This is a genomic window from Pseudomonas sp. NS1(2017) (assembly GCF_002269425.1).
GTDB classification, from domain to species: domain Bacteria; phylum Pseudomonadota; class Gammaproteobacteria; order Pseudomonadales; family Pseudomonadaceae; genus Aquipseudomonas; species Aquipseudomonas reactans.
Genome location: NZ_CP022960.1, coordinates 4,479,213 through 4,485,524, shown reverse-complemented (window position 1 = coordinate 4,485,524; position 6,312 = coordinate 4,479,213). Strand labels below are relative to the sequence as shown.

Annotated in this window: 5 protein-coding genes; 4 read left to right on the top strand and 1 reads right to left on the bottom strand. The window is 61.9% G+C overall.

Going from position 1 to position 6,312, the window contains the following annotated elements; translation table 11 throughout:
- The first annotated feature begins 150 nt into the window (after nt 1–150).
- From CI807_RS21035 to CI807_RS21020, 4 genes are all read left to right on the top strand, one after another.
- Nucleotides 151–591, top strand: a complete 441-nt coding sequence (locus CI807_RS21035; protein WP_095016047.1) for a GNAT family N-acetyltransferase — start codon at nt 151–153, stop codon at nt 589–591.
- Nucleotides 588–1,181 (top strand): FMN-dependent NADH-azoreductase, encoded by a 594-nt coding sequence (locus CI807_RS21030; protein ID WP_095016046.1) that lies wholly within the window; start codon nt 588–590, stop codon nt 1,179–1,181. The genes CI807_RS21035 and CI807_RS21030 overlap by 4 nt, the downstream gene beginning before the upstream one ends.
- A gap of 59 nt (nt 1,182–1,240) precedes the next feature.
- Nucleotides 1,241–2,392 carry a MalY/PatB family protein gene (locus CI807_RS21025; protein WP_095016045.1) on the top strand — a complete coding sequence of 384 codons (1,152 nt, stop codon included), beginning with the start codon at nt 1,241–1,243 and terminating at the stop codon, nt 2,390–2,392.
- An 87-nt stretch (nt 2,393–2,479) separates the two neighbouring features.
- A complete protein-coding gene (locus tag CI807_RS21020) occupies nt 2,480–5,830 on the top strand; it encodes a hypothetical protein (protein ID WP_095016044.1) in 3,351 nt (1,116 codons plus the stop codon).
- Between the two features lie 113 nt (nt 5,831–5,943).
- Here the strand turns inward: CI807_RS21020 and CI807_RS21015 are convergent, their stop codons facing one another.
- Nucleotides 5,944–6,159, bottom strand: a complete 216-nt coding sequence (locus CI807_RS21015) for a molybdopterin-binding protein (protein ID WP_003173733.1) — start codon at nt 6,157–6,159, stop codon at nt 5,944–5,946.
- Nucleotides 6,160–6,312: the final 153 nt, after the last annotated feature.

The window sequence follows — 6,312 nt, the reverse complement described above, 5'->3', positions numbered from 1 at the left end:
TTCAAAAGTGAGCCGCCGTAAGGGCGGAACCATAAGCCGCCGTTACCTAAATAACGGATATGCCCCAACCCACATGTCCAATCATGCCCCTGTCCCACCTCAGCCATACCCACAACAATGGCATACCCCTCACCACACAAAGCCCCCACCATGAATGACCACATCGAATTCGCCCACCTTGAATCCAAGGCCGACCTCATCGCCAGCTTCCCAATCATGCACCAACTACGCCCCCACCTCACCGACGCCCCAGCATTCGCCGAACAAATCCACCGCCAACGGCAAAACGGCTACCACCTGCTGGCAGCAAAAGAGCACGGCAAGGTAATCGGCCTGGCCGGCTATCGGCTAACCGAAAACACCCTGTATGGCCGCTTCATCTACGTAGATGACCTGGTCGTAGACGCCACGCAACAAAGGCGCAGCCTGGGCGAACACCTGCTGGACCGCGTACGCGAAGAAACCCGCGCCCGTGGCTACCGCTGGCTGGTACTGGACACCGGCATGCACATGGCCCTGGCCCAGCGCTTCTATTTCCGCCAGGGCCTGTTGCCCCTGGGCATGCACTTCTCCCAGGACCTGAGCCAATGACCCGCGCCCTGCTCCTCAGTTTCAGCCCCCACGGCAAAGCCGCGCAAACCTTCAAACTGGCCCGCGCCTTGTTGCGCGACCTGGTCCCCGACGCCGCGGTGACCGAGCGTGACTACGGCGGCCAGGCACTACCGCCCTTGACCCGTGAATATGCCAACGCACTGACCACCCCCGGCGGACTCAGCGGCAGCGCCACGGCACTCTCGGAACAGTTGATCGTCGAATTGGAAGCCTGTGACCTGCTGATCCTGTGCACCCCCGTGCATAATTTCACCGTGCCGGCAGCGCTCAAGGCCTGGATCGACCATGTGGTGCGCATCCAGCGCAGTTTTACGGTGAATGAACAGTTCGCCAAAGTCGGCTTGCTGCAGGACCGGCGCACCTTTGTCCTGGTCAGTTCAGGAAACGCCCGCAAGGGCCATGAGCCGGACTTTCTGACGCCGTACATGAGCGCCATCCTGTCGACGGTAGGTATCCACTCGGTGGATTTCGTCTACCTGCCGGCCATGGTACGCGGTGAAGAAGCGGTCAACCGCGCCTTGGAACAGGCGCACCGGCAACTCGCGGTGGCAATCAGCTCTGGCCTATAAAAATAATGGCGCTAGAATCAGCGCCATTCTTGCGCCTGACTTCCTGATACGAGCCCCCCATGAGCTTTGATTTCGACACGATCCACCCCCGCCTCGGCACCGGCAGCACCAAGTGGAACCGTTACCCGCAAGACGTGTTGCCGATGTGGATCGCCGACATGGACATCGCCGCCCCGCCCGCCGTCCTGCAAGCCCTGCACGCGCGCCTCGACCAAAAGGTGCTGGGCTACAGCGTCGCCGGGCCGGATGTGCGCGAGGCAATCATCGCCGACCTGTGGGCCAAGTACGCCTGGCGCGTGCAACCGGATGAGCTGCTGTTCCTGCCCGGCGTCGAGCCCGGCTTCAATATGGCGCTGCACGCGTTTGTCCAACCGGGCCAGGCCGTGGTGCTGCAAACCCCCAACTACCGACCGATTCGCCTGGCACCCGGCCACTGGAACCTGCCGCGCATCGAAGTGCCCTTCGAGCTGATCAACGGCGAATACCTCACGCCAATGCCTGCGATGCGCCAGGCGCTGACCGGCGCGGGTGCGCTGTTGCTGAGCAACCCGCACAACCCCATGGGCAAAGTCTTCCCGCGCGAAGAACTGCTGGCCGTGGCCAACGCCTGCCTGGAACACGGCGCGCTGATCATCTCCGACGAGATCCATGCCGAACTGTGCTTCGACGGCCGTCGCCACATCCCCACCGCCAGTCTCAGCCCCGAGATTGCCCAGCGCACCATTACCCTGATGTCGGCGAGCAAGGCCTACAACGTCGCTGGCTTGAAGACCTGCTTTGCGGTGATCCAGAACGCCGAGATCCGCGAGCGCTTCAACCATGCCCGTTGCGGCATGGTCGACAGCGTCAGCCCGCTGGGCCTGGAAGCTACCCGCGCGGCCTACAGCCACTGCAGTGATTGGCTCGACGCGCTGGTGCAGTACCTGCAAAGCAACCGTGATTACCTGCTAGACGCCGTGCAAACCCGCCTGCCTGGCGTGGTGATGCACGCGCCACAAGGCACCTACCTGGCCTGGCTGGACTGCAGCGCCCTGGGCCTGGATGACCCGCAGCAGTTCTTCCTGGAACAGGCCAAGGTCGGCTTGAGCGCCGGTATCGAGTTTGGTGACGACAGCCAGCAATTCGTGCGCCTGAATTTCGGCTGCCCACGGGCCATGCTGGAAGAAGGCCTGCAGCGCATGGAGCGCGCCCTGCGCAACCGTCAGGCCTAATTCACAACTTTTCGCAACGAGTGCCGAACCCCTGCTGTTACTGTTTTTGCCGACCGCCACAATCGGCTACAGCAGGAGTTCCATGGCATGACGACCCAGCCCCTCGATCGCTCGTCCGACCCCAAAGCCCTTCCCCGCACGCCGCCCAAGTCCGGCGCGCAGTTCCATGTGCTGCTCAAGAACAGCGCCAATAACAAGAAGGTCGAGGCCCACGACAAGACGCCGTCCGGGTTGGATGCCAGCAAAAAGGATGGCTACGAGCTGGCCGCCAAGGACGCAACACCACCGCCTGCCCTCGCCGACTACAAGGCCATCGGCCCACCCGATGAAGTCGGCCCGGGGTTGATTCGTTATGAGACCCAGGACGGCAAGAAAGTCATCGTCAGCGAACAGGACAGCCCCGAGCTGTTCAAGCAGGTCAGTACCGACTTCAAGTCCCTCTCCGGCGTGGTCGCCAGCCAGAATGCCGGCTACCAGAGCCTCGGCGCCGACGGCAGCGCCCCCGCAAAACTCGCGGACTACAAATCACTCGGCCCACCGGATGAAACCGGCCCAGGCGTGATCCGCTACGAGACCCAGGACGGCACCAAGGTCGTCATCAGCCAGCGCGACAACCCCGAGGCGTTCCAGAAAGCCAAGGACGCCTATGCCAGCTTCACCGGCCTGTCCAGCAGCGAAGACGCCGGCTACAAACGCGCCAGCGACAATGAAGTGTGGCCACCCTACGGCGGCACGGCGGTTGGCCCGGTCGATGAGGTCGGCCCAGGCCTGATCCGCTTCGAAAGCAACGGCCAGAAGATGGTGGTGGCCCGCGACGACAACCCCAAGCTGTTCGACTACCTGGCCGGCCTGCATGAGGTCTATACCGACCCCGGCAAGAAAGCCGTAGTGGAAGGCGAGCTGAATAACGGCGCGGTGCTGGCCGACGCCAATACGCCAGTGCCGGGTCTCAACGACTACAAGAATTTCAACTGGAACAACGATCAGAAAGACAACATCCTCACTTATGAACTGCATGACGGCACCAAGGTGGTGGTCTCGGCCGACGTCAGCCCCGAGCTGTTCAAGAGTGTCGCCACCGCCAATGACACCTGGGCCAAGATCCACACCAGCGAAGGCGAAGGCTACAAGCTGGCCGGGCCGAATGACTTCCTGAAGAACACCGACATCACCTTCGGCTCCCCGGATGAACTGGGCGACGGCCTGATCCGCTACGAGACCAGCGAAGGCAAGGTCATCGTCTCCAAGGAACTCAGCCCGCAGCTCTACGACGATGTCGCGGCAAAATGGGAAGCCTGGAGCGCCAGCTCGGTGGACGACACCCGCGCCAAGCACAACCTGCCCAAGGCCGATGAGCTGGATGTGCTGAACCTCGACACGGGCGTGCATGCCGATGAGAAGGACGACAAGTCGCCCACCCTCAGCGTCAGTGAGTTGGCCACCACCCAACTGATCGACACCTACCGCGAAGGCGTGAAGAACGGCTCGATCCCCAAGGACGACCCGCGCGCCAAGCTGGTTCGCGCCCTCGAAGCCCAGGCGGCCTATCAGAACGGCCACGGCATCACCGGCTACGAAGAGGCCAAGCGCCCGTTCAACACCACCTGGCGTGAGTTCGATGACAAGCAGACCGAGCTGACCTCGGCCGACATGCACGACATCATCGACGGCAAGGCCGTGCAAAAGCAGATCGGCGAGCTGTTCAACGACCCGACCGTGCAGGCTGACTACAAGTCGAAAATGGACGAGGCGATCAACAAACTGCCGAACAAGGACGAGATCAAGCAGAAGCTGCTGGACCTCACCTCCAACCCGGATTACGTGCTGTACCTCAAGGACCTGCAGAGCCAGGGCAAGACCTTTGAGGCGCAAAAAGACCTCAGCGACACCCTGACGTCGTTGTCGCTGTTCGACCCGGAAGCCGCGAGCAAAGCGGCGCAGAACATCCAGGCCGATGGTTTGACCACCGACCTCAATGCGATCCTGTCGGACCCGAGCAAGATCTCCGACGAGAACAAGGAACTGGCGACCAAGGACCTGTTCGGCCTGCTCAAAGGCGTACTCAAGGGCAACGTGCTGGACTTGCCGCGCCGTACCCAGGAAACCCTGGAGAAATTCCTCAACGAAGGCCTGCAAGGCAAGGAAAAATCCGCCGCCGTCACCAAGGCCCTGGAAGAACTGGGCGCCGTCTACCAGAAAAACGGTGCGATCAGCGAAGCCGACCTGAAAACCGCCTTGAGCAAACCCTATATCCCGGTGGCCGATCGCGGCATGCTCGGCGAGGTGTTCAACACCCTCAACAGCAAGGGCATCCTCGGTTCGCTGGGTGCCGGTGTGAGTCTGTTCTCCGGGATTTACCAACTGGTGGGCAAAGGCGGCAAGCTCGGTGAAACCCCGGCGCAGCGCATGACCATCGCCAAGGACTTCCTGAGCTTTGCCGGCGGCTCCAGCCACTTCGTGCGCCTGGGCGACAAGATCGGCGAGGCCCTGGGCAAAGGTGGGCTGGTGGACTTCCTGGGGCTGGACAAGACCCTGCCAGAGATCTGGGGCAAGACCGGCATGCAGGAGCCGAACTTCGAGTTCCGCGTCAGTGAATTGCCCTCCGAGGTCAAATCCAAGATCGCCACCGCCCTCGATGCCGTGCCAGACAGCCAGTACGACGGCATCACCAAGATGTTCGGCGACGGCGACAAGGCCGTCACCGAGGCCACCGAAGGCTTGGCCACGCACCTGGATGACGGCCTGGCGGCTGCCGGTGCGGCCAAGCTGGGCGCGTCCAAATCGGCGAAGATCGCCGGTTCCGTGATCAAGGTGCTCGGCCCCGCCACGGACATTGCCGGCGGCTTTGCCGACATCGTGTTGGGCGCGCTGGCGATCAAGAGCGGCGTGAAGGATAAGGATCCCCTGGCCCAGGCGGCCGGTGGCCTGCAAGTGGCCGGCGGTGCATTCGGCGCCTCGGCGGGCGTGCTGGGGGCTGCGGCGCTGTTTGGCGCGGGCACGGCGGCGGCGTTGACCGGGCCGTTGTTCCTGGTGGGCGTGGTGTTGGCGGTGGTCGGCGGGATCATTGGCTACTTCGTCGACCACAACAAAAAGCAGAAGGCGACCGAGAAGGAAAACGACTGGTACCGCGACCTGGCCGGCGACGGTCTATTGCAGGACAACTGGGCCGACAAGGTCGAATACGCCCACTACGAGATCCACCATTACGGTGGCCGTGACGCGCCGACCGATGACAGCATCTTCCGTTTCCAACAGTCGGAATGGGAACACTTCGACGAGACCCCGCAAAAAGGCGGCTCGTCGAGCAACCGGCTGGATGGGGGCTTGCACAAGGATTACAAAGATCCCAACGAGAAACCGAAGAGTCTACCCACCGATGCCCCGCCGGAAAGACCGCAGCCTCATCCACCGGGTGGCTCAGGCCCGAAAATAGCCTGACGGCTCGCCCCCCGTTGTAGGAGCCGGCTTGCCGGCGATGGCGGCCGCAAGATCAACGTTGATCCTGCTGGCCTCATCGCCGGCAAGCCGGCTCCTACGGGGTGTGCGGGGTTTTAGAGTTTGGCAATGGACACTTCGGTGGACTTCACAAACGCAATCACCTCACTGCCAACCTTCAATTCCAAGTCACGCACCGAGCGGGTGGTGATCACCGAAGTGACAATGCCGGACGCGGTCTGCACGTCGATTTCCGACACCACTTCCCCCAGCAGGATTTCCTTGATCACGCCCTTGAACTGGTTGCGCACGTTGATCGCTTTAATGGTCATGTCGGCTTTCCTTTTGGCTGTTGGGTCAATCCGCACGAATGCGCAGGCCCTCAAAATGCGCCATCGACGCGAACATTAAAAGGAATATATAACTCTTTATTTATTCGATACAGCTATATAAGAACTGTTGCCCTGCCAACAGTGCTTCAACAA

What these genes read in the sequence shown, in the direction of transcription:
- CI807_RS21030 (WP_095016046.1), top strand. Translation starts at nt 588, where the DNA reads ATGACCCGCGCCCTGCTCCTCAGTTTCAGCCCCCACGGCAAAGCCGCG.
- CI807_RS21025 (WP_095016045.1), top strand. Translation starts at nt 1,241, where the DNA reads ATGAGCTTTGATTTCGACACGATCCACCCCCGCCTCGGCACCGGCAGC.
- CI807_RS21020 (WP_095016044.1), top strand. Translation starts at nt 2,480, where the DNA reads ATGACGACCCAGCCCCTCGATCGCTCGTCCGACCCCAAAGCCCTTCCC.
- CI807_RS21035 (WP_095016047.1), top strand. Translation starts at nt 151, where the DNA reads ATGAATGACCACATCGAATTCGCCCACCTTGAATCCAAGGCCGACCTC.
- CI807_RS21015 (WP_003173733.1), bottom strand. Translation starts at nt 6,159, where the DNA reads ATGACCATTAAAGCGATCAACGTGCGCAACCAGTTCAAGGGCGTGATC.